This window comes from Natrinema pallidum (assembly GCF_005890195.1).
Taxonomy (GTDB): Archaea; Halobacteriota; Halobacteria; order Halobacteriales; family Natrialbaceae; genus Natrinema; species Natrinema pallidum.
In genome coordinates, this window is record NZ_CP040639.1 from 1 (window position 1) to 26,868 (window position 26,868).

Sequence of the window (26,868 nt, forward strand, 5' to 3'; positions counted from 1 at the left end):
ATGGGAACGGCGATTAGACTACTACGGAGACCAATCTAGGTCGTATTCTTCGCTTGCAACGGATGTCTGGGTCTCGTCAGATTCAATCACTGCAACAGCCGATACCGTCCCTTTCTCATAGTTTCCGACATCCGTATAGGAACCGTCTATTTGAACGTCCGCACTGGACTTGTTTGAGATTGTGACAACATCCCCAACGCCGAGGTTAGACATTTCATCGACAGCACTCGAGTCGGGATCATATAAGTCGTCGTTGCCTTCATCTCGGACCGTCCCTGTGATGTCAACGTAATCGGAATTACCGATCGACGTGACTTCTATCTGAATTTCATTCGCTTCTTCGTCCACATCGATCGTAACTCCGGCCTGTGCCTCTTGGCCGACACTGCCACCAAGATCGAGCACGAACGCTGCGATTACAGCGGCCAGAATCACGGTTATGGCGACCATCAAGATGACCCCGATAACGGGTGACACTGCGCGCTCCTGTTCGTCACCAACTAATTTTGATTTAATGTCTATCATTAGCTACTGAACCCCTCGTAGTCCTCGCTGGCGACTTGGGTCCGCGTTTCACTTTCTTGAATGACTGCGACGGCAGTCACAGTTCCGCTAGATTCACTCAGCCCGCTGTCCTTTTGCAGCCTAACAGTATCTCCAACCCCCAGTTCCATCTTCGAAGTATTGGTTGTTCCAGTCGATGACGCAGCTGCGTCTCCACTAACGTCCCCACTTAGTTCAACATGGTCTGAGTTACCCAATGACGTTACCTCGACAGAGACATTACCCTTAGCCGTTTCGTCGACTTCAATGTTCACACCGGCTTGCGCTTCCTGGCCGACACTCCCGCCAAGATCGAGCACGAAGGCAGCAATCACAGCCGCGAGGATCACGGTTATGGCTACCATCAAAATGACCCCGATAACGGGTGACACTGCACGCTCCTGTTCGTCTCCGATCAGCTTGTTTCGAATCGATTTTCCGTCTATCATTGTTCTGTCGCACCGACATAAACGGTGAGAAAGCTTTTGCACAACCTCCCCAAAGAGGCAATGCGGTCGCAAGGGGATATGGAGCCAACCTCGCGTCCCCGCTTTCTCATCCCGTCGCCGTCTGGTGCTATCGGTACCGAGCATGCTTCCCCTACTTATAACTATTTGATGCTACAGCTATTGAACGGAATAACTGTCCAAAAGGCTTTCAAAACTGATAATCAAGCACTGTCAGAACCGCTACAGCACCCCCTTGAACCGTTTCCGTCGTGCGATTTCCAAGATCACTCCCAGAAACAATAGGAATTTGATGCCACCGGTCCATTCACCTATCATGTCCGATTCTGAATCTCCGGTCTCCGCGGACGCCCTCGCGCGCACCTACAGTCCCCCCTCCTATTCGGACCCGGTTGATGTCGTCAAGGACTACGGCCGGACGATGGACTATGCGTCCCGACACCCAAACAAGGGCTCGAGTGCGATCGCCTCGGCCTTGGAGTTACCCCGCGGTCGCATTCGCCCATGGCTCGACGGCGCGAAACCAGATGCCGTCCGCGGCATCGAGACCGCCCGCGACTATGGGTGGCTTGAGGCCGAGTACGGCGACCCCGAGTTCACCGCGCACAACACGCTCGTCGCGAACGTCTTTTCGGCCGGGTCGATCTCTGAGCAGTACTACCGGCCGAGTTTCGCCCTGAACCATCGCGGCGAAGACAGTCACGTTCTTGACGCGCTCGAGTTGGCCGGCTGCGAGTATCGGATCGTTGCCGATCGTCGCGACCGGGCCGACGAAGCCCGGCCGACCGAGGACGCTTCGGTGCTCGGTCGCGTGCTCGCGGCGCTGGGTGCGCCGGTCGGTCCGAAAGCCGACCAACAACTCGCGCTGCCGACGTATCTCACTGACGCGCCCGACGATGTCCGCGAGACGTTCGTGTACTCTTATCTCGAGAATCGGGCGATCGAACACGATGACAAAGCGACGCTGACAGTCCGCGAGGCTCGCAACCGGACTTATCTCGAGTCGCTGGCCGCGTTGATCGACGACGTAGCGGGTGGCGGCGTCTCGCTGGGGGAGCGGGATATCGTGATCTCGGCCGACGCGGCCCGCGAGTTAGGGACTGTTCGGTAGGTGGATGGGGCCTGCCCTGGTATCGATTGCTTTTGCGACCGCCTCGCGGCCGTGGAGCGGCAGCACTCGAGGGGTCGGGATTCGGGTCCGAGAAATACATCTGTGTTCTGGTATTTTAAACCCAGAAACGGCACCCGGTAGCACTTTCGATCATAGTAAGCAAATAGAAACTATTCCCTTAGATATAAGTGGATGCGGCGCTAGCGCTAGAACGAACTCAGGTAGTTGCCGTCGCAGAAACGGCCGCGTGCTTGGAACACGCGACCTGGGTTCACACGAGGTAATCGAGTGAACATGAGTACGAAACCGCCGGCCCGTAAAAAGGCTACCGACGACAGTACCGAATCACAAGACATCGTCCTGATAGACGAGTCCACGATCCGCCGACTCGAGGACGAACAATCCGACGAGCACGGCTGCCGGTTTGCCGCGGTCGCCCGTACGTTCGAGCAGAAATCCACGCCGAACGCCACGTTCTCGCTGCCGTCTACTCGCGTTGCGTACGTGGATGAATCCGGAGAGTTCGCCATCGAACGGGAGTTTTTCGGCCACCGCGAGGACTGGCATGAAATCCCACGTACCGTGGTTGTGACCGATTCTTCCGTCGTCAGTAAACTCCCAGACCACCACACGGCACGCTACGCACCGATTCTCGAGATGTACCGTCGCGTGCTCGCGGAGGAATAGCGAGGGAGACCGATGCCTTCCGATATTTCATGCGCCGACGAGCGCCGCGACCGGACCGAGCAGTGGCCGCCCGAACGCATCGAGCGCGAGCTGTGTGAGATCGAACGCGCGAAAGCGACGTGTTACCCACCGGAGGAACGATGACCGCCGATGCTGCGGACTTACTCGAGTGGGTGCCCGTCGCCGTCGGCCAGCGTGCCCGCTGCGACCGCTGCGGCCAGACACTCCGACCGAACGATCGACTCGAGGTGTTGGTGATCTCGACCGGCTCGCTCGAGGCCGAGATCGTCGCCCGACGCTGCGACCACTGCTCGCGAGGGAACATCCGTACAGGAACCGAACGCGAGTGCGTGCTGATTCGGGGTCGGCTTGCGGCAAGCGTCGACGGCCAGGACCGCTCGCGGATCGTGCTGTCAGGTGCGACGGTGGCCGACCGGAACGAATAGCGACCGACCGAATCCTTTTCCTATTTCGCAGCGTAGCCACTCACTGTACCCCGAACCCGGCCAAGGTCCTCGGGGGCTCCCTACTCCGATTCGTTTTCGCCGGCGTCGAAGTTGAGATCGATGTTAGAGGCGTTGTTTACCAGCCACACGGCCTTTCGAATCCGATTCGCGTCATTGAACTCACTATCAATCCGGTGCTCGAGTTCATTTAATTCGGATTGTTTCATCTTGACCGTCACCGACTTCGCCTCATCTTCGTCGCCGACGGGCTCGTCGCCCATATTGTTGCCCTCTCGCCGCCGAGTCAAAAATGCTAGCCGTTTCCGATAGTCGGCTCAGCAATCTGTGACCAAATTTAGGATTGCTGAGACTGTTCTGAGCTTGCTGAGACTGTTGTAAGCGGTAGTTTCTTAATGCAAGACGTGTTTCAGTCTAGTAACCACGTCGTCGGAGCGGCACCCTCTCTGGGTATGTCCCCTCGTACGGGCCGTTGGCTCGTCTTCCGAACCGAGGAATACGGTCTCACGACCGGGCCGATCTCCGCGGCGATCGACTAGCCACTTCTGCCGTTTCAGGCACACAAACCATGAGTTCCAACAGTCACAACACTGTCGCCCTTGGTGCCCGGACGAACATTTTCGACAGCGAAACCGGCGAGTTCGACACCGAGCGCGACCCGAAAGACGACTCGAAACCGTCTCACGACGGCAGCGACGACGGCACCGTACACGACTTCGCGACCGTTGATGAGATGCTTGGCCGCGGTGAGACACATACGCAGGTTCAGGGCGTCAACCGGGATGCGTGGGTCGCCGGCTCAATCCTCCGGAGCTATGGCAACCCGCCGATTTTCTGCCCAGAATGCTGGCATGAGTTCGATACCAAATCGAAACTCTCCGACGCTGAACACTACGTCCCACGAATTGAGGTTGACCACGAGTTCGACACGGAATCGCTTGCACACTCGCTTGAGATATCGAAAAACGACCACCGACGCCATCGCCACTGCCCCGAGTGTGGGGCCGTTAGCTTCGGTGGCGTACTCGGCGATCGCGACACCGAGACCTTCGAGGAGATCCTCGAGTACGTCTTCGATGCCGTCGACGAGCTGGTACTGAGTCGACGGCGGCAATTGACTGCCCACGCCCTTGAGCGGAAAGCCGACGGCATGTCGGACGAATCGAATATGGAACACGTCGTTCGCGACCTGCGGACTGCGGATCAGTGAGAACACATTCATGACGGACCAAACCACTCCTTCGAGAGCGACGCGTAGGGTCGCAACCCGACTCACGTCGGCCCCGATCCGGACGGCCGAAACAATCGCACTGCTCGCGACGCTCGTTGCGTTCGCAGCGACGGTCGTCATGCTTGAGGTCTGGCCACCGGCCACCGAGGCGAACCCGCTGACGGCTGCCCTATTTGAACGTGGGGGTTATCTTGAGGCGGCGACGATCGCTGTTGTCGGTCTCATCACAGGGTTCCAGGTTCTCAACTGGGGCCGAAATCATGCCCCACGCGTCGCGACGGCCGGCGCTGCTGGGGTTGCACTCGTCTCGGTGCTTGACGCCGCTTGGACGGGCTACCTGTTCGTGACCTTCGAGCACGACTGGTTTTGGTCGGGAACTGGACAGGCCTCGATCGGACTCTTTGCTGCTCTTGCGGTGGCCTGGATCGCACGCGACCTCGTTTCTGCAACGTGGTCATCTCTCCAATCGCCCAGTCGAGGCCAGGCTCGAGCACTGCTGTTCGCGTTCGTGATGGTCTCAAGCATCGCAGCAATACCGCTTGCAGTTGGCCCTGGGACTGCAACTGCCATGCCGACAAACTCACTTAGCACCGCTACAGCGACGACGGATAACGCGACGATCTATGTCGGATCAGAAGACAACAATCTGTATGCATACGACTCAGAAACTGGCGAGAAAAAGTGGACTTTCACAACGGGTGGGAGCCTGGGGAGGTCATCACCAACAGTTGTTGACGGGACGGTCTATGTTGGGTCTACAGACAATAATCTCTATGCAGTTGATGCAGGCACTGGTGAGGAAGAATGGAATTTCACAGCTAATGACTACGTCACATCATCACCAACAGTCGTTGACGGGACGGTCTATGTTGGGTCTGGCGACAATAATCTCTATGCAGTTGATGCAGGCACTGGCGAGAAACAGTGGGAATACTCCACTTCAGGCAATATTGGATATTCATCCGCACAAGTGGTTGACGGGATGGTTTATATTGGGTCCAATGACGGTGGTGTTCACGCAGTAGATGCAGGAACCGGCCAACAAGAATGGAAATTCACCACTGGAGGTTCGACTTATGCATCTCCCACTCTATACAAAGATACCCTCTACGCAGCGTCGAAAGATAACAATCTCTATGCGATTGACCCAAAAACAGGTGATGAAAAGTGGAGGTTCGAAACTGGCGATTCTATTGTGAATTCCCCAACCATCAAAGATGATACTATTTATATTGGATCTGTTGATGGAAGTTTATACGCTATCGATAGTGAAACTGGACAGAAAGAATGGAATTATTCCGAGGGAGTCGGTCAGATCAGTTCCTCAGCTACGATCTCAAATGATGTCGTTTATGTTGGGGCCAGTGACGGGTCGGGTGGCGGCCTAGTCCATGCAGTTGACGCAGATACTGGGTCTCGAGTTTGGACCCATCCCACAAATAATAACGCCAAGGCGACTCCGACAGTCTCGGATGGTGTCGTCTATGTTGGCGAATATCAGTTCTATGCACTCGATGCACAGACCGGTGACACACTTTGGTCAACATCCGCGAACGGTTATGACTCGTCTGCAACAGTGGTCGAAAGTGGCGGTGACCGGAGTGCTGGAACCCGGACCTCTCTTGGGACGCTTGGTCATCACGGTGGGTGGACTGGATCGTTTGCTGATTCAATCACCGGCACCGTCACCGACCAACACGGTGACCCGGTCCCGAACGCAACGGTCTCCGTGTGGGGGACGAACCCGCCAAACTTCGATGAATCGACGCTCACTGACCTTAACAGCACGATCGACGACCTCGAGTCTCAACTCGAGTCGCCACTGCCCGATGGGTTCGACGAGGACCTCCAACTGACGGGCACGGGCGGGCAACTCTCTGGGGCCGACACAAACGTCGTCGCTGTCCACTCCGAATCGGACTGGGACCTAAACGGTCGGTCCATCCCGGGGAGTGGCATCGAGTACAATATCGATCCCGACCTCGACCAACCGACAGTCACGGCCCCGAGCAACGAACGGGTCGTCCTGTCGGTCTGGGACCCCACCGAGTCTGGCGGGGCGATTCGGGACCGTGAGGATGCAATCGATAGTGCGCTGCCGGGTCGCACCACGACGGGCACGATCGTCGTCGAGCAACTGTCTCCGACAGGGGAGACACGCGATATGCGCACGCTCGAGACAAGCCCGGTGCTGACAGCGAACCCTTCGTTTTCCTTCTCACAAAAAACGCATGAGGCGGCGGTGACCGAACTCCCAGCGGGAGTCTACCGTGTCTACGCAGAAGGGCACAAGGAGACTGCCTATCTCATCACGGTCGGCGATCCCGACGAGCTGATCGATTCGATCACGTCGGACGTACAAGATCAAATCGTCTCGCTCGAGGATCGCGAAGAACGATTGAGTGACCTGTTGGCCGACGACCGCATCGTCCGCAAGACCACCCAAGCGGACGCAAACGGTGCGTTTGCGGTTGACATGCCGTCGGGCGTCGAGACGGCAAACGTCCATGCGATGCGCGCCGACGGCACGATCCTTGAGGGACTGTCCGATCCGGGCATGCAGGACCTTCGCGATGCCCAAGCAGGCAGCTACAACGGGACGTTCTTCCTACCGAATCCCGAGCCGAACACGGTCGAACCACCGGCTCAAAACGTCTCCGTTACGGTCTACCGCAGCCCGAAGGTCCCACTCGGGGATATGGAGAGTCTGGCAACGCTCCAACAGTGGCTCGAGAACCAACGGCTCAACGAGACGATCGACGAACTGCGAACCGAGTACGACCAACGTTTCGACGAAATGGAGCGCCAAGGGCTCGAACGGGTCTACTCGGACCACCGCACACTCGTCGAGACGCTGCCCGGCGCAGAGGAGCGCTATCTCAATCGGTCTGAGTTCAACACAATCCAGAACGCGAGCAACCTCTCGAGCACGGAGTTGCCGACCGAGACACAGCACATGCAGGTCGCCCTCACGGGCATCGGGGAGATCGAGCCCCCTGACCTCGGCGGCGAGAACCCGATCGATATCGGAGGGGATGGGATCGACCTCGAGTACCCACTCCCGGATGGGATCGACCCCGATTCGATCTCTTTAGAGCGGCATTGGTCTAACGGCTCCGTTGAGACGATCGACGACGAGTTTTGGTCCGTCGAATCGGCCGGGCTCACTGGCCAGGGCCAAAAGGTCGTCGTCAACGACCTCCCGATCAGTGATGCGGACCCCGCAGCGTTCGATATTCGCGTGCGTGGGGCCAGCACTGGCGACGGTGGGTTGCTCCCTGATCTCGGCGACGATCCCGAGGGGCTGTTGGACGACCGACTCTCGGCACTGAACCCGGCGGCCAGCGGCTCGGCTCCGGGCATCGATGCGGTGGACTTCTCGTCACTCGCGCCCGGCCCATCCGAGCGCGTCAACGTCGGGATCGACGCGACCGATGGGACGGGATACGGCTCGCTGGTCGATGCGGCCGCGTTTGCTCCCGACGGCACTGAACTCAACGCGACCATCGATCCCGACCGCGACCGCGCGAGTTTCAGAACCGACGGCGCGGGCACACACTCTGTCCGCTTGACCTATGAGAACCAGCAAGGCGAGCAGTTCACCGTGTCCGAGCGCATCGACGCAAAAGAGCAGTCCCGGTCCGATCCCGCGACGGTCCGGGCCAGTGGCTCCGAGCAGTCACTGACCGGCATCTATGCCGTGACCGGCGAGAATCTCGAGGGCGCGCGCCTCAAGTCCAACGGCGGAACGATGGACGTGACCGTCGTGGCCGACGATTCCGACGGTCCTGGCGAACTCAACGTCATGCCGTCAAACGCAATGACTGGCACCGAGCACACGATCGATATCTCGGTGGTGTATGGCTCAGACGAGCAACGCGTCTCGGGCAACATCCCGGTCAACATCCACCTCGAGAATACGCGAGCAACGACGCTGTACTGGCGGTCGGCGGCCGACTTCGGCGGCGATCCGATCACCCACAGCGGGGAGACCCGCTTTGGCTCAGTCGAGAAACCAACCGACGGAAAACACGTCGTGCGGACCTACACGGAACCGGATGGCTCGCTGACCGTGACGGCGATCGAATCGGCCGGCTATCTTGATCGGGCGTCACACCAAGCTTCGCAGTGGCTGTCCGGGCTCCCGATTCCGTTTGGCATGACGGTCCCATCGGGCGAGTTCGTCGGAGTCCTCGGACTCGCCGGCATCGCTGTCCATCGACGACGGAGGGATACCCAATGACAGACCGCAAACAGACACGGCGCGAACACTTGTATAGCATCGGCGCGGGCGCGGGCACACTGACGCTGGCCTCGCTGGCCCCGACGACCGAACCCGGCCTGCTCGGCTGGGAACCCCCGGCAAACGCGACCTCTCACTCGGAGGACCGATGGAAATGGATCGTCCCCGTCAAAGGCGACGACCCCGAGACTCGCACGCAAAATCTCGATGCACTCGAGGACGAACTGTCTGGGGAGGATAACACGGCGGTCCTCTCGAACCGGCGACACGACGCTGCCGGGACGCTCACCACTCTCGCTCCGGTCGATGTTATTGGGGCTCGCAACCGTGACCGGTGGCTCGCTGATCAGGGCATCGCGACGCTTGACTATATCGACGCCAGCGGCATCGAGATCAATCGGACGGTCACGTTGGCCGACCCGCTCACGCCGGAGACGTCGAACGCGTGGTCTGAGTTCGGAACGCTCGAATCGGTGTTGCTCTCGACGCTTGCCGATGGCACTCCCGACAGTGCGGGCGTGGCGTTTGACGCTGATATGAGCGAGGATGCGCTCGAAGCCGCCCGCAAGGCGACGGCCGCAACCAGTGCCGAGACCGCCTTGCCCGATACCTCGAGTGTGACGGTCGCAGTCGCGGATACGGGCGTCTCCGAGGAAGCGTGGTTAGACGACGCCAATGGGAACACGCGCTTGCTCCCCGCATCGACCAATTTCGTTGCCGACGACGACCCAAGCGGTATCGGCGAGACAGCCGACGGCAACGGGCACGGGAATTGGTGTGCTGCTTGTCTTGCTGCCCGGACACCGTCCGATGCGACACTCGAGGGCTATCTCCCGTCGGCGGACGTGCTCGGTCTCAAGGCCTTAGACGATGAGGGCAGTGGCTCGCTCGACGATATCGCAGCGGCGATCCGCAAAGCCGGCGATGAGGGCGTTGATATCCTCAATCTCTCGCTTGGCAGTCCGAAATACTCGACAGCGATCGATAACGCCCTTGAGTACGCCGTCGAGGAGGGCGTCGTCCCGATCGTTGCAGCGGGCAACGACCGTCAAGGGACCCGCTGGGTGGCGACGCCGGCCTCGAGCGATAATTCGATCGCTGTCGGCGCGACGACCGTGGCCCCGCCCGAGGAAGCGCGATCGGCCTATTTCTCCAACGTCGGACCGCACAACGGGATTACCGACATGTCTGGCGGCGAAACGACTGGCGCAGCAATCGACGTGGCAGCGCCGGGCTGTAAAATTGAGTCCGCAAGCGGCGACGTGCTGACCGGGACATCGATGGCTGGCCCCGTCGTCGCGGGGGTTGCTGGGCTTGGCGTCGCTGACGACCGCATCACCGATCTCGAGTCAGCTCGCGAAGAACTGACCCGGACTGCGGAGCCGATTCCACGAGCAGCCCAGGAGGAGGTCGGCGCGGGGATGCCGTCGGCGGCGAATCTTCTGTCGGGGGCCGTCCCCGATCAAACCCAAACCGAGGCTGAGACCGCCGAGGCAGCAACCCGAGGGGCCGCCTACCAGACAATGAGCGGTTCATGGCTATTCAGACAGATCGATTAACATGTCTGTCTCGAGACGCCGATTCCTCGCGACAGCGGCGACAACGGCTGCTGCGGCCGTTGCAGTCCCGGGGCTTGCGTCGGCGGCCGATCCGCCCGGATGGACACTGAGTCACATCACGGCCGTCGGCGACGACGAGGCCGAACTACGGCAATACGAGCCGTATCTTGATATTCGATTTGACGACCAACAACAGCAGGTCGGCGTCTACGGATGGTGGGCCGAGTCAAGCGAGCACGACACGCGAGCGTACTACTACTGGGCGAAATACGCGAAACAAGACAGTCTCGCGGACCGAATCCCGTTCCTTGGCCCGCTACTGAGTGCTGACAGCCACTTCAAGGACCACGAGCCTATCATCGTCTTTACCGATCCCGACTCTGGCGACGTTCAAACGGTCGTCTATTCGGGCTATCACCACTTCGCGGTCCGATTGACTGGCGACGAAATGACGCTGGCACAAGATGAACTGTCGATCCCCACCCACCCCTCGCTTGCGGTTGCGACCCCGCATCATCACTACCGACATCAACGCGACGCGACTCGAGGCGTCCCAGCACACACGATTGCGGGCAGCGAGTTCGGGTCGTTCCTCGAGAAACAACCCCAGTGGGAGCGAAACCGTGTGTTTGCGAAGTCACACGACCCCGCGGTTTTCGATCCGTGGGTTGCTCGCGACCGCGGGACGTGGTGGGACAAGAGCACGCGCGACTATCAGTTCGCACGCATCCGAATCCTGTTGAACCTCCGCGACGGCGGTGAGACGCTGATTACCGAGGATTGATTCCCATGACACGAACACGCATCCGGTGGACGGCCGGATTGATACCCCCGCCAGTCCCGCCACCGCAAGCGAAACCCCCACCGAACACCCCTACCCGGGAGGACAGTCGCATAGCTCGCCCACTAACCAACTTCATTCACACACATCCACATGAATTTCAATCGATCCACAGTCACGACGCTGTTCATGGTCGCGCTGGTTGCCCTCGCGGGCATCGGCGCGTTCGCAGGCAGTGCCAGTGCGGCAACCACCACGCTGGCCGGCGACGGCACCGACACCGTCACCGGCTTCACGGCCGATTCAAGCAACGATCTCGAAACTAGCATCGCCTCGGACGGGACCGACTTCGACACTGACGGCACCGAGACGCTCAAGATGAACGTCTCCTACGACGGCGAGACCTACGCTCTCACGTCGGAGGACGTGACCGACGGTACTACCGCGTCCCAGACGGTCAACCTCTCGAACGACAAACTATCCGATCTCCCCGGCGATGCGGGCCAGATCACGACTGTCTCTGTCACCACCTGGGGCGTTGACGGCTCCGGTACCGTGACGACCGCCGAATCGAGCTTCCAGGTTGACATTACGTTCGATAACAGTTATGCGGTGACCAACGTCGACGACTCGAGTGCCACGATCGAGGATGTCGATGCCAGCGGCTGGAACACGTTCTCGTTCGGCCTGCTCGGCGATGACGATCCCGCTGACCGGCACACGTACGAACGGACCGTCGGCGTCGACGGCTCGAACACGACGGTCACGCTCAACGACGAGACGACCAACGGCTCGAGTGCGTTCAGCGACGCAATGGACGACAAGGACAGCGGCGACCTGATCCACGGTGCGAGTACGGGCGTTAACGGAACGCCAGTCCTGGCCTTCTACCAGTCGGCTGACAGCGATATCGTCGATACCAGCACCGACACGTACGCGGTCTACGACGCCAACGGCAACGGCGAGTGGACGTTCGAACTCGGCGATGACTACAGCGACGCCACGAGCGTCGATCTCTACGTCTCGAGTCAGTCGTTCACGTCGGTCGATAGCTTCGAGCAGGCCGACCTCAACAGTCTGTTCATCGACAAGGCCGATATGGGTCTGTACAGTCTCGGGAGCAACTTCGGGTGGACCTCGCTTGGGTCCTTCTCGCTGCTCGAGGCGATCGGCATCGGCATGACCGCGCCCGCTGGCGGCCTGTCGCTGGCGTTCCTGATCCCGGCTGGCCGCCGCCGACTCGGAGGTGCGTGATCGACGATGGGACAACGCAGCCAAGCACTCTGGCGGATCGTTGCGTTCGTCTATGGCATCACTGTCGCGGCGCTCATTTCGGGGATCGTCTCGATTGTCGCACTTGCCTGGGGTGTCGTTGACATCTTCTGGCAACTGCTTACCGGCCGCAACGACCTCTCGGAGGACTCTCGGCCGGCGACAATCGTGACCGAAACCCTGCAGTGGAACCTCGATCTGACGATCTACGCATTCGTCGGTAAAGGGTCCATGCAGTGGCTCCCCAGTTGGTGACGTAGCACAGCTTTCCAATTTTCGATCGACCTGCTCACGCACGGCGTGGATGCCGGTTCGACTCCGGCGGCGGGCATTATGGCAACCAGACAGTCTCCCAAGCGCGACCCGCGGACTAACAGCGGTACTGCTGCATACCCGATGGTTGATCGACGACTCTCGAGTGCGACCGGGTTCGAGGCCGAATCGATCGAGACGCTACGTGATATGCTCGGCCTCGAGTCCCGGCTCCGGATCGTCGCCCCTGGGGAATGGCGGCCCGAGCGGACCGCTATTCGTGGCCGGTCGTGGGCCGGCTACGGTTCGGTGATGCGACTCTCTAAGCGCAGCCGTCTCGGCCCATGGACGGTCTCGCTCGACGGCGACGTGTTGCTGTCCGATGCCAGTCGGCGCGAGGCCTTCGAGACGGCTGCCGAGCGGATGCGTGTCATCGCGAACTGCGAGTGACCCAGCCGACGCATCGGGGGTCGGTCCCCTGAGCGGGTTGCCTAGGCCACTCCGGGGCGCTTTCCTCGCTGCGGAGGTCTCGCTTGTCTCCCCCGATACCCTTTCAGTACGATCACTTATGACACAATCAGACCCACAGACGAGGCGACGATTCCTTCGGACGTCGGGGGCGGCCCTGGCGGTCGGTGGATCGACAACTCTCGCTTCGACGACCGCGAGCGCACAGACTGACAGTGACGATCCACCGAGTGGCCTCTTTGCCGACGGCTTCGAGGTCTCGAGTAACAACCTCTTAGCGTTCATCTACGGGTTCCAAGATGCCCGTCAGTACACGCTGTCCTCGGCATCGACACTCGAGAACCTCGCAAACGCGATGCGAAACGAGTTCACGGCCAACGAGGGCCACTGGATCAACTACTCGAATTGGCTCCTCGAGAACCACACGGACATCGACCCACTCGGCACGACGACCCTCCAAATCGACGTGATCGACCCGTCGCTGATCGGCGAGGGCGAACGCGTTGAAACGACTCTCGAAGCCGACTACGACGACACGACACGGACGTTTACGAGCGTCGACTGGCGACGCGAAACGCCCGAGAACCCCGATTACATTGTCGGAATCACGAAACGCCATGCCCGACTCGCGACGGACGACCTCATGGAGTTTCGACGGGAGTATATCGACGAGTCCGGCGACGGCAATCACGAACTGCCCGACGACGAGTATCTGAACGAACTCGCCGGGCGCTACTGGGATGGCCTTCGACTCGGCCCGGACAGTAAGGGCGTGCTTGAGGTCCTTGTCGGGGAGGTGAACACATGAGCGCCGTGCCCGATGACGTGCTCCCAGAGGACCCGCTAGATTGGCTGTTTGCACGACTCCAACAGGTCGTGTGGGCTGACGATCCACGAGACCAGGTCGCCGCGAATCTCTTGTTGTTCACGATCGCACTCCTATCCAATTTCGTCACGTTGGGGGCGACACTCGTTTTCACGGTTATCTTCGGCGTGTTCGGACTCGTTGGGATCGTCCGACTGCTCTGGCAGCTCATTCAGGGGTGATACGATGGTCCGAATTCCAACACTGATTCCGAAAACGCTCGTTCGGCTCACACGCCAGGCACTGTCGGGGACAGTCCTCGATACGCTGTGGCGACTGTTCGTCGTCGCCCTACTCGCCGTCGCAGCGTATGCACTCGCCAGCCTCGGCATGTTCGGAGCGGCGATCTCGGGTGTGATCTTAGGCACGCTCGTCACTGAGCCCGCACAAAATGCCGTCCGAGACGTATGGAACCGCAATTTCTGGGTGTTCAGAACATGAACCGGAAGGTTTCACTTACGACGGTGGCGTGTGCCGCCTTGCTGATCTTGTCGCTCCCAGTGGGTGTCCTCGCAGTCCAAGATGAGCCATTGGTGACGATCGACGAGTCGAACCCACTGGCCACACCCGACGCTGGTAGTACCTACGAGGAGACCGGTACCTTCGGGGGCAATGTCTCGGGCTATGACATGCGTGTCACCGTCGCCGAGACACACTCCGACGCCGGACTCTCCGGCATCGAGTATACCTCGGTCACTGACCGGATGCACCACTACTTGCGTGTCGATTACGACGAGGATATCGACCGGACGATTCGCTTCTACGTCGACTCGGACGTGTGGTATCCCCACTACCGCGAGCTCGAGGCCGAAAACGCCGACGTGACCGCGAGTCTTACGCCGGTCAACGACAGCGAATACACTGCGGTTGAAATCACACTCACTGGCCCGACCGACGCGGTCTTTCAGGTCCCAAAAGTCGTCTCGGGATACTACTACGCCCGCGACAGTGGCCGGTCGTGGCTTGAGAACCGCACGGGCTACGAGATCCCGTCGGTGTTCAGTGGTGGGACACAGTGGGAGCGTGTCGACCACGACGACCTCGCTGACACTAACGAGTCGGTGGCGATCGGCACGAACAACTCTGACCCGATGATTCAATACGACACGGCCGACGACGGCCAGCGGTGGGTACCAGTTCCGAACTGCGATACTGCTCGTGGCGAGGACGCGCCGGTGTGTACCTACGAGCGGCCAGAGGACCCCGATCATGTCTACGTGCTCGCCGACGGCGATGATCCGCCGCCAGTGCGGTACAAACATGGGACCGATGTGGTCGCAGAGATGCAAGCAAGCGTCAACGAACTACTTGAAGTCCCAAACAGACTCATGGAACAAGTAAAGGAATTCTTCGGAGGTGACGACTGACATGGAGTGGCCGTTTTCCACAGCGATGGGGTCTGGCATTGCGATTGTCGCTCTGTCGGTCGGTGTCATTGCTGCGTTAACAACCGGGCTCGGGCCGGTCATCGCTGGCGGTGCACTCATCGCTCTGGTATTGTACCTCATCTATCTCATCGTAATCAACATCCACCGTTGGGCAACGACGCGCTATCTTCGAGGTGGGCGGCGACGATGATGGTCGTTCTTTATCTCTTGGTGGCCGTCGGCGTCGCCTACGGTCTCTATCGGTACTTCCCGACCGCAACGAAGCGGTGGTTCCGACGCATTAAGACTGCCCGCAAGGCGGTTTTCAGCACACTCTTTGCGGTGACAACGCTCATACTGTTGATTAGCGGTGTGTCGTATCTCGTGGTACTCGGTATCAGCATGGCCGTCCTCGCTGCCCTGCAGATCATACTCGAGGACCCACTGGAGGTGTTCTAAGACATGGATCAAATCTTCCAACAACGATCGGATCGTATCGCCGACAAACTCGAGAAGGAAAGCATTCCGGTCGAAATCAAACTCGAGGCGAGCGACCGCCTCCGTGAGATTCGCAGCGACCAACGCCACGTCCTCACACAAGAGGGTCGTGAGACGTTCGTCTTACAGTATCTCAAAGGCGAGGCCGACCGCTTCAAAGCCGACGATGAGACACTCGCCGATCTCGATGCCGAGACGCCACGCAGTCGGCCGCTGTGTACGTGCCCTGACAGTGGGTGTGCACTCAAGGACGGTCGCTTGCCGGCAGCCTTCGCTGAGGACAAGTCACTGCAGCGAAACATCCGTGAGTTTCGCCACAACCACCTCGGCGACCCGATCGTGTTGAACGACGCCGAGGAGAAACTTGACGAGAAGGTCGAGCGCGTCATGTCAGTCTACGATATCGTGTTGATCGCCTTATCGAACAAATGCTCGGTCTCGGAGGTCGAAGCTACCCACACCGGCGACGATGCCGACGAGCCCGAGTCCGACAGTGACACCGAACCCACGGCGAGCGCGGAGGCTGACTAACCACTCATGTCGAACGCATACAATGCTGTCGAGCACGGCCAGTACGAACAACAGTACCAGGAACGGCGTAACCGAATCGATCGGCTGAAAGCGGCCATCGAGAAGTGTTCACGAGCACTCGAGCACGGCACGCGGAAACACTACCTGTATATCGCACGCCGGTTGCACGAATCGATTATCCCGACGATTCGCAAGCACACCTCAAAGTCGCTTGATGATTTCGACGCCGATCTTGACGGCCGCGCGGATTGGAGTTGGGGTGCACTCTCAGAGTTCCTCCGCAATGCCGAGTCGATCATCGCGACACTCGAGACGTCCGATGGCAGTCAGTCGGCGGACCTACTCACGCTGCAGTCGGCGGGCTACGTCGATCCGACGGCGTCGGCTCGCGAGACCGTCCGACGCACGCTGCATTCGATCGCCTGTATCGCCGAGCAAATCGGCGTCGTAAAAGGTAAGTATACCAAGACTGCCGAAGCACAGGGAATCTCTGGCCGCACCATCGGCCGCGTCTACAAAGACCCAAAGATGCCCTTTGGCGACCAAGTCGAGGCGATCGTCGATATCGGGACGATCAAATCGATGTTCGTCGGCGGCACCAACACCGGCAAGTCGACCGCTGGCGAGGGACAATTTCAGGATTACTACTGGCGGAATTTCGTCGACGGTGGCACGCCGACAAAATGCATCGACCCGGTCGACATGAGCGTCGGCGAGAACATTTTCTACGACGTGCCCCAACAGGACGACGACCTCCGCGATGCCCGGGAGGACATGGACCTGCCGCCGGATTTCACCGACACGGACCTCGAGCCCGAACAGGAGATTTTGATCCCACTGTCGCCGTCGTTGAACAACCCGACGACGAAACTCCCCTACGATACGGAGGCCGACGAGTATGTCCCCGAACCGTTCGTGGTTCCGGCATCAAATATCAGTCAGGAACTATTCGTGTCGGTCCTGACCGCACGCGTCTCGAATACCGAAGCGGATACGCTTCGTGAGGTCTACGAAGCCGTCGACCGCGAGCGCAGCGATTGGTCGCTGAAACATCTCGCCGAGGAGGTCGCCAGTCGGGATGAGCTCTCGGACAAACACCAGCGGAAAGCGATTCGGGTAATTCGCTCGCTGCAGGATATGGGGTTCATCCGCCAGCGTGGTGAGTACGAACTCGACTGGGATCGAATCTTCCGGTCGACCGACATCGTCACATCGATCAACCAGCTCGTCTGTCGCAACGATCGCGAGCGGTTGTTCGTCCTCGCGTGGATTCTCGAGCAAATGTGGGAACGGCGGAATCGAACCGTTCACTACCCGCAAATGACGATGATGCTCCGGGAACTGTGGGCCTACGTCCCACAGCGCAATCTCGAGCACGACGACGACATTGCAGCGGCACTGCAGGGCCGGATCATCTACCTGCTAACTCGGTTCCTCCGACAGAACCGGGACGTGCGGACACACGTCGTCGGCGACACGCAAAACGTCGCTGACGTGAATCGCGGCGTCCGCGAGGAGTTCAACCGGTTCTGTCTGTTCGAGGCCAGTTTCTCACCGGCAGAGAAGTTCTTCGAGTGGACGGGCAACCAGCGCGTTGAGTCGTTCGTCGGCAGCATTACGACCGACGTGGGTGAGTGTGGGATCGTCGGCATGATCGGTCCAGCGTTCGAACACACCCACGTCGAATACCTCGCTCCAGTGGCGATGGCCCCGCCAAGCCACCATCACCACGACAAGGACGACGGTAACGGCTTCTTGGTCCGCTGTGACCTCGTAGACGCCGAAGAACCACGCGCACCGGCCACAGATGACGACTGTGACTGGCCGGTTTCGGTTCCCGGAGACCTGCAGATTCCGACCCCCGAGGACCTACTCGAGGACGACGAGGACGGCGACGAGGGCGACGAGACCGACGTGTCGCCCTCCGAATACCACCGCAAAGAGGCCCGCAACCGGCGGCGTAACGGCCAGTCATACCGGTCGATTCGGGACGCCATTCCGAACAATCCAGACACCGGAAACCCCTACTCTGTGAGCACCATCAAAAATTGGACTGACGACGTGCAATCGAACACACAGGGATCGAATACGGGCAGTATGGCCGAACTGGCAGACGATTAGCGAACTATCCTGAGCGGGTGTTCGTTCGTTCGGCAGTGATGTTCGGGCATACTCCGTACTCAGTATAATACGCGCGTGCGGCCTCTCAGAGAAGTGTTCAACCAATCCAAAATCGAAAACAGCGCGAGAGGTCACACTGTGCAAAATTCCGGGTGGTCGGTTCACACTGTGTGCACACTGTTCGTAACACAAGCTAAACCAATATGGAAATAGACGAAATAAAGGAGGCCATTAACGCGGGGGCAACGACCGCGCGCGAAATTGCCGAATACCACGGCGTTGACCGCTCTACGGCTTCCAGATACGCAAAGCAAGCAGCGGAGGATAGCACGACAGACATCGTTCGCGAGCGTGGCCCCAACGGTGGCTACGTCTACGGTCTCGAGCAAGCCGACGCCGACGGCGCTGGCGAAATGCCCGTCTTTGGCGATCGGGAGTATGACTGGGGCCAGTTCGTACCCGAGCCCTCGGCGGACGTCTACGTCGAAGTCGACGGCGAGAAATCCGATATCGATGCGATTCTCGATGCCCGCGACGAGACGGGCCAACTCCCGCGGTTCCGACTGACCGGCCCGCCGGGCACGGGCAAGACGACGCTGGCCGAATCGATTGCTGCCGAGCGTCAGTGGGCGTTTATCACTGTCCAAGTGACCGCGTCCATGCGCGACGCCGAGCTATTCGGCTCGCCGCACTTGATCGGTGGCGAGTCGGTGTGGGTCGACGGCCCGCTCGTGAAAGCGTTACTCTGTTCCCAAGAGCGGCCGGTCGTAGTCGTCTTAGACGAGATCAACCGGGCACCGTTCCATCGGAAATCCGGCCTGCAGTCCGTGCTTGACCACCGCGCACAGGCGACCCTCGAGTTACGCGGCGGCGAAGTCATCGAGGGCAATCCCGAAAACCTAGTGACGATCGCCACGATGAACGAGGGGCCGGAGTACGAGACCTACGATATCGATCCGGCAGAACGCCGTCGCCACGGCAATACGTGGGAAGTCCCCTATCTTGGGCTTGTGAGTCCGGCCCGTGAGGCGTCGATCTTAGCCGATCGAACTCCTGTATCACGGACGCTGGCCGACGGTTTGGTAGCTGCAGCGAACGACGTGCGCAAGATTGCGATGGAAGATGCGACGAGCCCGATCGATAGCGGGATCGCCACCTCGATTCTCCTCGAGTGGGCGAACACAACGGCCGCGTATCAGCAAGCTGGCCGGGCAAACCCCATCCGTCGAGCAGCGAAAACATCGATGATCGACCCGCACTACCCCGAACCCGCGGCCTCGGAGGTCGACGCTGTCGTGACTGATCAACTGCGTATGCACGCTGAGGAAATCGCCGCTGAAGGCACCGCGGGGGGCGATTGAATGCCACCCCTCGAGCTGTCCGATCGCCACTTCGAGGGTATCAAGTGGCTGTTCGACCCCGAGACCGACGACTCTGAACCCGGCGACCCCGATGAGGACGAATTAGACCTCGAACTGGCCTTACTCGCCGAAAGCGACGACACGGACGACGAATCCGATCTGAGCGTCGATTTCGAGTGGTCCGACGACAGTATCCGCGAGACGGCCGTCGAGTCCTATTCACCCCGTGACCGCGACGAGCGGATCGCCGACTACAGCGGCGACGCCCCGCATGGTGAGATTCGCGCGCACGTACGCGACCGCGGACTCGCCGAGGACATGCGCGAAGCGCTGCAGGATATTGCGACAGAGGAACACGAAACGACGGCCGCGGAGGGCGACCTCCTCGACATGCGAAACGCGATTCGCCGACTCGCTGGCGATACGACCATCGACGAGTATTATCGGCGGCCGACGACCTATCCCGCCGACGACCTGGCGGTCGGCATCTCGATCGACATGTCCGGTTCGATGCGGAGTACCGAACTCGAGGCGAAAGCCGCCGTCGGAACCTTTCTCTTTGCGGTCGACCAACTCGGCGGCAGCGTCGTCGCGAACGCGTGGCACTACCAAAACGGCGCGGTCAAAGTACGGATGCTGACCGGCTCGTCGGAACGTTTTCAGTGGCGGCATCTCGATGGTGTCGAACCCGGCGGCGGCGATCCGATCGCCCGCGGAATGCGCTACTGTGGGAACTTACTCGAGCGCACGACGGCCAGTGAGAAGCTCCTATTCGTGATTACCGACGGGAAGCCAAACGTCGAATCGCTTCCCGACGAGGACTACGGCTCGCCGTTGCTCGAAGCCGACCACGTCGCAGGCGAGTTACGTCAGCGTGGCACTACGGTAATCGGCGTCGGCTTTGGCAGTGTTCGCGAGGACAATCTGATAACGATGTTCGGTGACGAGCGGTCAATTCACGCGCCACTTGAGGACCTAGCCGAGACGCTGGCCGACGAATTACTAGACGAACTGACTGGTCCGGAGGAACTACTGGTATGAGACACACACGCGCTTGCGACCGACCACCGCCCTACGTGGCCGAGACGCCGACGAATCGCCCGAAACCACCCCTACCTAACACAACACAATGACGACACACGCAGACCCAGAGAAGATCGCCGAGCACCGACAGCAAGCACTCTCCATGCGGCCTGAAACACCGTTCTCGGTAATCGTCGAGGAGATTCCGAATAATCCAGCGACCGGGGAGCCCTACGCCGCTGCAACACTGTCGAAATGGGCTTGGGAAGCTGAATCTGGCGACTGAGATTCTTTTTCGACCGCCGTTATAACGCACCGATAACCGACCGATAGCGACTGTTCTCACAGTTCATGCACACACCACAGCTATGCAACTCGAAATGACCGGCTCGGTCGTCGAAAACGAGCCGGGAGTACAGACGTACTTCCGCGAGGAATTCCGTGAATCGCCAGCCTTCCCGTTCGATCCTGGCGACGAGTTCCGAGCGATCGGCGTGCCGGGCACCGACATGCTCGTGCTCGTCGAGGCCGACCGCGACCTCGAGTTTCCGATCGAACTGATCATCCGCGACCCCGAGTCGTACCGGGTCACGATCGAACGCGACCCCAACACTGACACACCATAATGGCACTGACACGACTCAAAACCATCCTTGGTTACGACCCGACGTGGAAACGCTACCACTCGGGCGAATACACTTCGCTCGAGGACATCGCCGACCCCGAAACATGGGAGGACGACACGAAAACGACGTGGCGCGACTGGGTATCCGAAAGCCGCGGGAATCAGATCCTTGTCGGCGTCTCGTTGGTCATTGGCGTTGGCCTGCTCGTGTACTTCTCGCAGTTGTTCATCCGACTGTCAACAGGCGTGCTCTCGAACCGGCTCTTTCAGGCCGTCGTCGGCGCGCTGGGACTTGTCACTGTGACGTACGTGTACGCGACGAAAGCCCAACGCAAGCGATTTCAGACTCTCGACTGGTTGGTCTTGCCGAAAGACGGCGGCGGTGTGACCCGATTCCTCGGCTACTACCGCGAGGGTGATGCGACCGACGCACCGCTCTTTGTACCGGTGAAAGGCTTCCGGTGGAACGGCCACAAGGCCGAACCGTATCGGATCTACGAGGTCTCGTCGGAACTGGCCCGGCGGTACAAGAACACGAACCGCGACCCCGAGGACGTGGCGGTGATTCGTCTCGAGCCCGATATGGCGCGTGTCTCACAGACCGAGACCGGGACGGTGATCTGCCAGCAAACGACCGAGTTGAAACTTGACGAGTTCGGCAACGAAAGCTGTCTGAAAGCACCGGTCAGCGAAAAGCAAGCCGACACCGACGCGGTCCAAGACCTCAAACGCACGCTCGACGACGTGCGTAAAGAGATCTCCTATTGGAAAGCCGAGGCGTCGAAATTCGAGCGCCAGCGCAACGAAGCCCAACAGGATGCCAAACAGCGCCGGGAAAGCATCATCGACGAATTCCTTGAGAAGGCACAAGCCGGCGCGAAAGCCTTCCAGACCCGGCCACAGCGTCGGGGACGATCCCAGACCGATGCCGAGGACCTGCCACCGGCAGCGCAACAAGACATGCAGCAAATGGACAAGCAACTCTCCTACGATGACAACTAACCGACTCAGGACGACGCTTGCGGCCCTGTTGTTGGTCGCGTCGCTGCTCGTTGGCGGCGTGGCGACTGCAACGGCCCAACAGAATACGACGGCCGACACGACAACTGCCGATCTCGCCGTCGGCCAGCCCCATTATATCGGTGACGATGTTCGCGAGCGCACCGAAAACGGCTCGAAAGTCTACATTGCCAAAGGTGAGCGGCTGACACTCACGCCCGAGAACTTCGAGACCGACAACGTCACCGACTACCAGGTGGCGACCGACGGCGGACAACTCACCTACGACAGTACGCTCGAGACGTACGTCTTCGAACCCGGTGGCGGGGAAGGCACCTACGACCTCGAGTGGACTGTTCGCGAGTACGAATCCGTCACCGTCACAGAGGGGAACAACACCACGACCGAACGCCAGCGCGCCGATCGGACCTACACCGCGAAACTTCGCGTCGACGGCGGGCTGAATATGACCCACCTATCGGCGGCTGACAACGAGCGTCGCCAACACCACCTCGAGTTAGGCCGCGAGGTCAACGCGACGACGGACGAACTCCGAGACCGCTCGCTGCCGATGGCGAACAATGACGGGTCTGATTACGAGATTTTCCAGAGCATGACCAACCGGTATATCGATACCGGGCACCCGTTTAACCTCTTGACGGGCAACATCGGGATGATCGTTACGACGATCGTTGTGACGATGGGCGGGTGGCTGTTGATCGTGCTCACCTTCGGGTCCTTCGGCGCGGCAATTCGGGCGCTCAAGAAGAAACTCCACATTCACGAGAGTATCGAACACGAGGAGGGTGAGATCGCCGACCGACATGCTGAATTGGAAATCGAGGAACGCAACCGGAAACTGCAGAACGTCGACCACAACGATGTCTATGCGGACGACGCCATTGCCGGCTGGATGCGCGAGGCCGGCGAGAACGTCCACGACGCCTTGCACACGCTGACGAGTGGCGAACTGCAGCCAAAACACTGGATGGCTGATCGACTTGCGGTCATGGGCGCGGCGGGCTATCAGGCCGACGTGACGCGTACCGCGTCGGACGGTGATGGCGACGGTGAGGCGACGATCACCGACGCGACGCTTGCGACCCCCGATGCCGACAGTGACACGCTCGAGCCGATCGCCGAATTGGACCTCGAGAAACTCGTCGAGGCGATCGATTGGGACGATTCAGTGCTGTGGAACGACTTCCGACTCCCCGACGCTGACGTGGATTTCAGCGAGTTAGACCGCGAACCGCTGACGATGAACCTCGATGCAACGATGCATGAAGCGAACCTGCAGGTCGAACGCTTCCCGAACAAACGCGTTGCCGGCCAGTGTGTCCTTGAGTTGATCGAATCCGTCGAAGCCCACGAGTACACCGACGCCGACGGCAAGCCACAGCTCGTCCGTGAATTGCTGAACAATTGGCTCAAGACGCTCCAACACGCGACCGACCGCCACCGGATGCCGGTCCAAGCAATCAGCGAAGCCCTTGAGCAAGCCCTGGAGAACCACGACCCGAACGCCGAGGCCCGACAGGCCGCACAGGAGGTGCGTGCCGGTGCTGACTAATCACCTCGCCGCAGTCGTACTGCAGGCTGGCCGCGAGGGGACAGACGTTACGGTGCCACAGCGAACCCCTAGTCAGTTTTGGATCGCGATCGCCGTACTCGTCCTCGGGGCAGCAGCGGCGCTCTTTCTGTGGTATCGGACGGATTTTTCCGGGCTCCCCGACGACCAACAGAGCGTCAAATCGACGCTCAAACAACAGCGCCAAGACCTCTCGCCGGTCTCGCTTCGGATTCCCGCGACTGCGGACGTATCGGAGTGCTGGCCCCAACTTTCCCGGTTGCTCGATGCCGTCGAACGGGGATCGGCCGACGTGAGTCTGGGGGTTGAGACACACACAACCCATGCTGACGCGCTTGCACACGCACGGGACGAACTCTCGCAAGCGTGGGACCCGGTCGTGCGGCGGGTGCCGAAACGTGCTCGACAAGCAATCGAACTCGGTGTCTTACTTGCTGTCTTCGGGGCGATCGCCGTCTCGACAAGCGCGGTGGTCGGCACGCTGCAGGGTGGCGACGGACTGCCGACGCTGCCCCAGACGCTCGAGACTGCCGTGTCGATTACCCAGTCGGTTGTGACCACAGGCCTCGAGATCCTGACGGCGTTTCCGTTCGCCGACGTGGTGTGGGCGTTTGCCTTCGCCTACACTATCATAACTCTCGAGTGGATCTACACACACTGGTATGTGACCGCGTCAGTCGTTGTCCTCGGCGGACTCGTCCTTGCAATCCTTGAGTGGCGTTCCGATGGGGACGATTCGCGGGCGCTGTACGACCGTCGTCACACGACACTGGCGGTCGTCGCGTCGGTCCTGTCGGTGTGGGTCGTCGGTACCGTACCGGCGGCACTGGCAGCGTCGTTCGTGGCTGCGGGCGATCTCCCGCCACTCGTCGCAACGCTTGGGGCTGCCGTCGGGTTCCTGTCAGCGCTTGCACTCACCGTGACGTTCACGGTTGGTGCGGTCGCCGGCCTCCTACAGGACGTGTTCATCGCCGCGGGCGCGGGCGTGCGACTACAGCGGCTTGCACGTGCCCGACCCAGCGAACTGATCCGGCGTCTCCTCGAGCGGACCATCGGCCTGTCGCGTGGCACACGGGATCTCCCACAGCCCGCTTCCGGCTCCGATGCTGACTGGCCGCTCGTGGGATCGATCTTGGTGCGGCGTATCTTAAACGTCGCCAACGGGGTACTCGTTGTCGTCCTCGCAGCCTACGTCGTCGTAAGTGTCGTCGAGGGCCGACTCGCTCGCGTGCTCGGTGCGCTTGCAACCGCGCCAGGTGATACGAAACTCGCCATCGGCCTCGTCGTTGCGGTGCCGACGGTCGTGCTTGCCCTGCAGGCGCGGGCAGCATGGCCCGACATTCGGACGGCACTTGCCGAATCGTTCGCTCGTCAGCGGGTACGTGTCGCCGTCCTCGGACGTGGCATGCCGACGGTCGGCGTAGTCGGCGTGACTGTCGTGGCCTATCAATTCACCCAATCAATTCCCGTTGCCGTCGCTCTCGGGATTGCCGCTGGACTAGTGTTGTACGGCCTCTACGTGCTGTTGCTCAAATCCCAGCACGCCATTTCGATGCTCGAGACCGGCGAGTCGCTCCCGAAAGAAACGCTAGTCCAGGTCTACCCACCGTTGACGGTCGAAGTCGACGGCGAGGACGGCCAGACGCACGAGGAACAGCGCTTCTATGCCGTTATCAACGGGTCGACGGGCGTGATGTGGAACGATCGCACTGCGTTCGAACGGTTCCTCCGCGAGACGATCGCCGACTGCAGAGATCCCGATGCGACGCCGTCGTCGCTTGGGTACTGGCACGCCAAGGACGCCTTCGACCACGGGATTGCCGATCCCGACGTGACGGATGCAAAACTCGATGAGAAGATCCGCAAGCACACGGTACACTCGCTCCGCGAGGCAAACGGCGCGATCAAGCGATCGGAGGTGCTTGCCGACCTCGAGCAATTCCCCGACGACCGCCGTGAACAACGGTGGAACGAGTGGTTTGCCGACGGCATCTTACGCCGGGTTGACGACCTACTCGTGCTCGAGTACGACCCGTGGAAAGCGGACGACCGAGGGCGGTCGTCATGACGACCGAACTCCGCGGCGAGGTCCAACAGGTTCTCTCGCCGGACGAACTCGACGACTACGCACTCTCGGAACCGCTACGAGTGCTCGCCGAGGGCTGCCACGTCGTTGTGGTAGACGACCCACGTCACTACGATACGAGCCTGAAAACGCGAGTTCTCTCGCGGCTGTTGCTTCAGTCGGTTGACCCGCCACCGACGCTCGTGATTTCCGACCCGCCGTTTGCCGAGGACGACGCGATTCGCGTGCGAGCCGAGCGAAGCCACCTTGATGGCGTCTACGTGCAAGCCGACGACGTAGCTGTACTCGAGGATGGAATAGACGACACAGCGTCGCCGATCGACAAGCCGGGGAGTTGTCAGTGGTGTTCGACAGATTACAGCCGCTATGGCCGACTATTCGGATCGCTATTCGCAACGCTCCATGCGATTCGACGGCACCCAGACGAACTCGAGCACGTCGCCGACGGCGCGGACCCGGAGGAAGTGCCGGCCCAAGACAGCGACCCGTTCCAAATCTCCGGTTCGATCGATATCGTGAGTGTCGGACTCCTAATCGCTGTTGTAGGGCTCGCCACGTCCTACTATGAGTTCGTCGGGTATGGTCGCTATCTCACGGCCGCTGGTCTTGCTCTCGTGGCTCTCGGCGTCGTGAAAGTGACCTACGACCACGCAACCGGATTCGGCGGTGATTCGGAGTGACGGACTGTCGGGGCAACGTACTAGGTACCAGTATGGGAATCCA

29 protein-coding genes are annotated in these 26,868 nt (G+C 60.2%); 26 read left to right on the forward strand and 3 right to left on the reverse strand.

Features of this window, described 5'->3' with window-relative positions; translation table 11 throughout:
- Positions 1 to 21: 21 nt before the first annotated feature.
- Positions 22 to 525: a type IV pilin gene (locus FGF80_RS18385; protein WP_138655676.1), complete on the reverse strand. Its 504-nt coding sequence runs from the start codon at positions 523 to 525 to the stop codon at positions 22 to 24.
- Positions 525 to 989: a type IV pilin gene (locus FGF80_RS18390; protein WP_394348260.1), complete on the reverse strand. Its 465-nt coding sequence runs from the start codon at positions 987 to 989 to the stop codon at positions 525 to 527. The genes FGF80_RS18385 and FGF80_RS18390 overlap by 1 nt, the downstream gene beginning before the upstream one ends.
- A gap of 337 nt (positions 990 to 1,326) precedes the next feature.
- Between FGF80_RS18390 and FGF80_RS18395 the strand changes: the two genes are divergently transcribed.
- From FGF80_RS18395 to FGF80_RS18405, 4 genes are all read left to right on the forward strand, one after another.
- Positions 1,327 to 2,121 carry a hypothetical protein gene (locus FGF80_RS18395; RefSeq protein ID WP_138655678.1) on the forward strand — a complete coding sequence of 265 codons (795 nt, stop codon included), beginning with the start codon at positions 1,327 to 1,329 and terminating at the stop codon, positions 2,119 to 2,121.
- A gap of 294 nt (positions 2,122 to 2,415) precedes the next feature.
- Entirely contained in the window at positions 2,416 to 2,808 is a 393-nt protein-coding gene (locus FGF80_RS18400; protein WP_138655679.1) for a hypothetical protein, read from the forward strand.
- A 12-nt stretch (positions 2,809 to 2,820) separates the two neighbouring features.
- Positions 2,821 to 2,952 (forward strand): hypothetical protein, encoded by a 132-nt coding sequence (locus FGF80_RS19825; protein ID WP_269150353.1) that lies wholly within the window; start codon positions 2,821 to 2,823, stop codon positions 2,950 to 2,952.
- Positions 2,949 to 3,254, forward strand: coding sequence for a hypothetical protein (locus FGF80_RS18405; RefSeq protein WP_138655680.1), 306 nt, complete (start codon positions 2,949 to 2,951; stop codon positions 3,252 to 3,254). Before FGF80_RS19825 ends, FGF80_RS18405 begins: the two co-directional genes overlap by 4 nt.
- 80 nt (positions 3,255 to 3,334) lie before the next feature.
- On the opposite strand, the gene FGF80_RS18410 is transcribed toward FGF80_RS18405, so the two are convergent.
- The gene (locus tag FGF80_RS18410; protein ID WP_138655681.1) at positions 3,335 to 3,535 is read right to left on the reverse strand and encodes a hypothetical protein; all 201 of its coding nucleotides are present in this window, start codon (positions 3,533 to 3,535) and stop codon (positions 3,335 to 3,337) included.
- A 305-nt stretch (positions 3,536 to 3,840) separates the two neighbouring features.
- Between FGF80_RS18410 and FGF80_RS18415 the strand changes: the two genes are divergently transcribed.
- The 22 genes from FGF80_RS18415 (at position 3,841) to FGF80_RS18520 (ending at position 26,825) form a co-directional block, all read left to right on the forward strand.
- The gene (locus tag FGF80_RS18415; protein WP_138655682.1) at positions 3,841 to 4,482 is read left to right on the forward strand and encodes a hypothetical protein; all 642 of its coding nucleotides are present in this window, start codon (positions 3,841 to 3,843) and stop codon (positions 4,480 to 4,482) included.
- Positions 4,483 to 4,621: 139 nt separating this feature from the next.
- Positions 4,622 to 8,746: a beta-alanine-activating enzyme beta-propeller domain-containing protein gene (locus FGF80_RS18420; protein WP_175417072.1), complete on the forward strand. Its 4,125-nt coding sequence runs from the start codon at positions 4,622 to 4,624 to the stop codon at positions 8,744 to 8,746.
- Complete coding sequence (locus FGF80_RS18425) at positions 8,743 to 10,305, forward strand: S8 family serine peptidase (RefSeq protein WP_138655684.1); 1,563 nt, start codon at positions 8,743 to 8,745, stop codon at positions 10,303 to 10,305. The genes FGF80_RS18420 and FGF80_RS18425 overlap by 4 nt, the downstream gene beginning before the upstream one ends.
- A gap of 1 nt (position 10,306) precedes the next feature.
- Positions 10,307 to 11,089, forward strand: a complete 783-nt coding sequence (locus FGF80_RS18430) for a hypothetical protein (protein WP_138655685.1) — start codon at positions 10,307 to 10,309, stop codon at positions 11,087 to 11,089.
- 150 nt (positions 11,090 to 11,239) lie between these two features.
- A complete protein-coding gene (locus tag FGF80_RS18435) occupies positions 11,240 to 12,340 on the forward strand; it encodes a hypothetical protein (protein ID WP_238705388.1) in 1,101 nt (366 codons plus the stop codon).
- A 6-nt stretch (positions 12,341 to 12,346) separates the two neighbouring features.
- Positions 12,347 to 12,613, forward strand: coding sequence for a hypothetical protein (locus FGF80_RS18440; RefSeq protein ID WP_138655686.1), 267 nt, complete (start codon positions 12,347 to 12,349; stop codon positions 12,611 to 12,613).
- A 141-nt stretch (positions 12,614 to 12,754) separates the two neighbouring features.
- A complete protein-coding gene (locus FGF80_RS18445; protein WP_138655687.1) occupies positions 12,755 to 13,060 on the forward strand; it encodes a hypothetical protein in 306 nt (101 codons plus the stop codon).
- Positions 13,061 to 13,178: 118 nt separating this feature from the next.
- Positions 13,179 to 13,886 carry a hypothetical protein gene (locus FGF80_RS19710; protein ID WP_238705389.1) on the forward strand — a complete coding sequence of 236 codons (708 nt, stop codon included), beginning with the start codon at positions 13,179 to 13,181 and terminating at the stop codon, positions 13,884 to 13,886.
- Positions 13,883 to 14,125, forward strand: a complete 243-nt coding sequence (locus FGF80_RS18455) for a hypothetical protein (protein WP_138655688.1) — start codon at positions 13,883 to 13,885, stop codon at positions 14,123 to 14,125. The genes FGF80_RS19710 and FGF80_RS18455 overlap by 4 nt, the downstream gene beginning before the upstream one ends.
- Before the next feature lie 4 nt (positions 14,126 to 14,129).
- Positions 14,130 to 14,384, forward strand: coding sequence for a hypothetical protein (locus FGF80_RS18460; protein ID WP_138655689.1), 255 nt, complete (start codon positions 14,130 to 14,132; stop codon positions 14,382 to 14,384).
- Positions 14,381 to 15,310, forward strand: coding sequence for a hypothetical protein (locus FGF80_RS18465; protein ID WP_138655690.1), 930 nt, complete (start codon positions 14,381 to 14,383; stop codon positions 15,308 to 15,310). The genes FGF80_RS18460 and FGF80_RS18465 overlap by 4 nt, the downstream gene beginning before the upstream one ends.
- Positions 15,311 to 15,478: 168 nt before the next feature.
- Complete coding sequence (locus FGF80_RS18470) at positions 15,479 to 15,769, forward strand: hypothetical protein (RefSeq protein ID WP_175417073.1); 291 nt, start codon at positions 15,479 to 15,481, stop codon at positions 15,767 to 15,769.
- Between the two features lie 3 nt (positions 15,770 to 15,772).
- A complete protein-coding gene (locus FGF80_RS18475) occupies positions 15,773 to 16,339 on the forward strand; it encodes a hypothetical protein (protein ID WP_138655692.1) in 567 nt (188 codons plus the stop codon).
- A gap of 6 nt (positions 16,340 to 16,345) precedes the next feature.
- Positions 16,346 to 18,460, forward strand: a complete 2,115-nt coding sequence (locus FGF80_RS18480; protein WP_138655693.1) for a hypothetical protein — start codon at positions 16,346 to 16,348, stop codon at positions 18,458 to 18,460.
- A 203-nt stretch (positions 18,461 to 18,663) separates the two neighbouring features.
- Positions 18,664 to 19,821, forward strand: coding sequence for an AAA family ATPase (locus FGF80_RS18485; RefSeq protein ID WP_138655694.1), 1,158 nt, complete (start codon positions 18,664 to 18,666; stop codon positions 19,819 to 19,821).
- On the forward strand, positions 19,822 to 20,862 hold the full coding sequence (locus tag FGF80_RS18490; RefSeq protein ID WP_138655695.1) for a vWA domain-containing protein: 1,041 nt from the start codon (positions 19,822 to 19,824) through the stop codon (positions 20,860 to 20,862).
- An 88-nt stretch (positions 20,863 to 20,950) separates the two neighbouring features.
- A complete protein-coding gene (locus FGF80_RS18495; protein ID WP_138655696.1) occupies positions 20,951 to 21,130 on the forward strand; it encodes a hypothetical protein in 180 nt (59 codons plus the stop codon).
- A gap of 82 nt (positions 21,131 to 21,212) precedes the next feature.
- Positions 21,213 to 21,470, forward strand: a complete 258-nt coding sequence (locus FGF80_RS18500) for a hypothetical protein (RefSeq protein ID WP_138655697.1) — start codon at positions 21,213 to 21,215, stop codon at positions 21,468 to 21,470.
- A complete protein-coding gene (locus FGF80_RS18505) occupies positions 21,470 to 22,471 on the forward strand; it encodes a hypothetical protein (RefSeq protein ID WP_138655698.1) in 1,002 nt (333 codons plus the stop codon). The genes FGF80_RS18500 and FGF80_RS18505 overlap by 1 nt, the downstream gene beginning before the upstream one ends.
- The gene (locus FGF80_RS18510) at positions 22,461 to 24,041 is read left to right on the forward strand and encodes a hypothetical protein (protein ID WP_138655699.1); all 1,581 of its coding nucleotides are present in this window, start codon (positions 22,461 to 22,463) and stop codon (positions 24,039 to 24,041) included. The genes FGF80_RS18505 and FGF80_RS18510 overlap by 11 nt, the downstream gene beginning before the upstream one ends.
- Positions 24,031 to 26,127 (forward strand): hypothetical protein, encoded by a 2,097-nt coding sequence (locus FGF80_RS18515; RefSeq protein WP_138655700.1) that lies wholly within the window; start codon positions 24,031 to 24,033, stop codon positions 26,125 to 26,127. Before FGF80_RS18510 ends, FGF80_RS18515 begins: the two co-directional genes overlap by 11 nt.
- On the forward strand, positions 26,124 to 26,825 hold the full coding sequence (locus tag FGF80_RS18520) for a DUF7526 family protein (RefSeq protein ID WP_395166384.1): 702 nt from the start codon (positions 26,124 to 26,126) through the stop codon (positions 26,823 to 26,825). Before FGF80_RS18515 ends, FGF80_RS18520 begins: the two co-directional genes overlap by 4 nt.
- Positions 26,826 to 26,868: the final 43 nt, after the last annotated feature.